The 3,126-nt window shown below is 34.8% G+C and carries 3 protein-coding genes; all 3 read right to left on the reverse strand.

Annotation, left to right across the window (positions count from 1 at the left end):
- Positions 1–114 precede the first annotated feature (114 nt).
- The 3 genes from G3O08_RS20470 to G3O08_RS20480 are packed head-to-tail and all read right to left on the reverse strand — an operon-like array spanning position 115 to position 2,847.
- Entirely contained in the window at positions 115–339 is a 225-nt protein-coding gene (locus tag G3O08_RS20470; protein ID WP_163287312.1) for a hypothetical protein, read from the reverse strand.
- Position 340: 1 nt separating this feature from the next.
- Positions 341–1,429: a hypothetical protein gene (locus tag G3O08_RS20475; RefSeq protein ID WP_163287313.1), complete on the reverse strand. Its 1,089-nt coding sequence runs from the start codon at positions 1,427–1,429 to the stop codon at positions 341–343.
- Positions 1,426–2,847: a hypothetical protein gene (locus G3O08_RS20480; protein WP_163287314.1), complete on the reverse strand. Its 1,422-nt coding sequence runs from the start codon at positions 2,845–2,847 to the stop codon at positions 1,426–1,428. The genes G3O08_RS20475 and G3O08_RS20480 overlap by 4 nt, the downstream gene beginning before the upstream one ends.
- Positions 2,848–3,126: the final 279 nt, after the last annotated feature.

Consider the following 3,126-nt stretch of genomic DNA (forward strand, 5'->3'; position numbering starts at 1 on the left):
ATAAAAAAACATGGCCGCAAAGCAAAAAGTATCTTCAAGCATGGATTAGACCATTTAGCAAGCTGTTTGTTAAATCCTAAGAATCAGAACAATATGGATATATATCAATTTTTGTCATGTACTTAGATCTATTTGTATAAAGGCAACAATTTGTTTGGACTTAGTATTAAAGAGAATGGAGCCAATTTGAACAAGGGTATCGTTATCAAAGGTTTCGTTATACTTTCCTTGACTTAAGGATGCTATTTTAGGCGTGTAATTATATTCCGCAAAAGGGTTTTGAGCCGTAGCACACAAAACTCCAAATGAAGCTACAAAAAGTAAAAATGACTTTTTCATTTTATTTAGTTTTCGTTCTAAAATTAGTGATTTTTTTGTTTTCATATTTATTTCTTTCTTCTTTCAGGGATGTGAGCCAATTCAGGTACATTTCTTCGGGCATTTTACGGTAACCTAACTCATGGATTTGAGCATAAAGATTGGTCATTTCGGTAAAAATATTTTTAGCTTCGGTAATGTTCATGATATCGACAGGATTTTGTGCATTGTATTTTACCATTAACGCATCGAACATTTTCTTTTTGGTTTCAGCTTTAAGCAAAAGGGCGTTTATATAACGTGGATAAACTGTAAGGGCTGCATCACAACACTTTAAAATGGACTCATTATGCGAAAGGATGCTTAATTTTCTTGCATATCCTTTAGCAAGGTCTATCATGCACAATGCAATCATTTGTTGGTCATTTAATGCCTCCATGTACAGTTTATTGACAATGGCATCTAAATGAATGTAGCCCGAAGCCATGAGCCAAGCATCATTTGGAAATATACCACTTGTCAACTCTGTATTGTACCAACCATTCGCTTTATTTTGATGCTTAATATAAAAATGATTGGGAGCTATTGCAATATGTGCTTCTGCACCAATTTCATCAGCAACTATTTTGTAAAGAAAAGGAAGTGAATGACAGTTCCCTTTTTTGGTGTCAAGTAGTTTTGAAACGAACATATTCGACCAATCTTTATGACCCCAAATGTCCGTAAAATCGTATGTGTACGGCTGCATCTCTATATATCTTGAACTGTCCACCTGAATACGAGTAGTATCTGTAAGTACATTGAATAAAGCAGCATATTTAACGACTTTATTTCGGTCTGGATAATCATAAATTAAATCTTGAGAAGCAATAAACTGCTTTGAAAGTTCAGCTAAAACTAAAATTTGTTTTTCAAACAATTCCTGATTTAATCGATTTGAAAAATAGGCGTTTTCAACTGTAAACACAGCATCACTAAAACTTACGGAGCAAGTTTTAGTGAGCATACAATTTATTTTTTGAAATGCTTGTTCATAAATTTCTTGGTCAGTTTGAGAAAAGCCCAAGAGGTTGAAAAATAGAATTGAAATGATTAGCAGAATCTTTTTCATTTTTTCAGTTCAATTTCGTGATTAAGCTTGAAAGTCATTTGTTCGCTTTCTTGTTTCTGTTTAGCTTCCTGAAGTGTGCCAAGCCATTTTTCATATGCCGCAGCAGGCATTTCTTCAAATCCGAGATTGTCAACGATAGCATATTGCGCATACATATCATCTAAAAGCTTTTTTGCTTTTGGATACTGATTAATGTTGTCAGGACTTATGTTTAATTGCTTTTGGATATACATAAATCTCATAGTTGCATAATCGGATTTTACCATGTGAGCGTTAATGTTGTTTGAGTCAAGTTCAAGAGCTTTTTCAATGATTGTTTCTACAAAACTGTCGTAACAATACTTTACTGCATAACCTTTAGCTAAGTCAAAAAGCACATGAGAAAGTAACTCGTTCTGATTTAGTGGTTGCATATAGATTTTATTTTGCAATGCTTCTGCTTTTATGTAACCCGATTGAAGAACAAATGCATCTGTAGACATCATTCCGTTGGTTAGTTCAATATTATGCCATTTGTCATTATCGTCTTGAAACTTAACGTAAGAATGACTTGGCGAATAAGCCAATTGGGCTTTTGCTCCAATTTCTTCCGCTAATATTAAATAGAGTAGAGGTAAAGAATGGCATTGTCCTGAATTTGTGGCTAATGCCTTTTCAACGAACATTTTTGTCCAATCTTCATTTGCCATGTAGTCGTCAAAGTCATATTTAAAAGGCAAATGTTTTAGATTTTTGGATTTTATTTCTAATGTGTCTGAAATGAAGCGGTAAAGAATCAAGTTTTTCGCAAGATTGCTGTTCTTATCATAATTCAGTTCTTCAATTTTCCAAGTTAGGAATTGCCCAATTTGTTGTATGGTCTTATTGAATTGCTCAAACTGTGCTTGGTTCTCATAGAAAGCGTTTTCGACCAAAAAATTAGCTTCTTTCAAAGTGAAGGTTTTCTGTCCTTCAGCCATTTTTGAAATTTCAGTAAATGCATAACGGTAAGCCGAAGCACCTTGAACAGAAGCACAAGAAGGAAGGTCGTAATTTACAGTCGCGGTTGTTGTCGGTTTACTCGGTTGTGAAATTTCACGATAAATGGCTTCTAATTCTTGTCTTTGGTTTTGTTGTTTCTGAAAGTCCTTTTGATATTGGTTGAGTTGGTTTTGGGCTGGTTGATTTTTAAGGTTTGGTGTCAGATTATTGTTTGGGTTTGGAGTGAAAGGTTGCGGAAAGTTATTCTCAAAAGTCGGTGGTTTTGGAGTCTGTATCTGTCCGAATGAGGTCAAAGTTGAAAAGGTCAGCAGAATTGCGGTCAGTCCGAGCGTTGGGAAAAAAGCAAGTGTTTGGTAAGCGAAGGTTTGGATTGCGCGGCTGGGCTTGACAATCTCTTGCTTTGTACGTTGGTTCTTATGCTTGTCGAAAAGTTTCATCTTACTCTAATACTGTGCTTTTTTATGTTGGGTAACGTTTAGTATATGAAAAGTAGGCGATTTCGAAGCACAAAACTTTCGGTTAAGCAGAAAGTTTGATACGAGCCAAAAGCCTTGGATTTACTACTGTTTCGCCTATTTTTTATATACATTGTTGAACGAATCCTCCCTGCGGTCGGAAGCTTTTCGGAGCTCAAAATACGTTTTCTTAGATTTATACCAATCTTAAAAATCAATATGATGTATAAAAAAAAGTAAAACGATAGTAGAGACTGCTAT

This window comes from Cryomorpha ignava, assembly GCF_010686655.1.
In the GTDB taxonomy this organism is placed as follows: domain Bacteria; phylum Bacteroidota; class Bacteroidia; order Flavobacteriales_D; family Cryomorphaceae; genus Cryomorpha; species Cryomorpha ignava.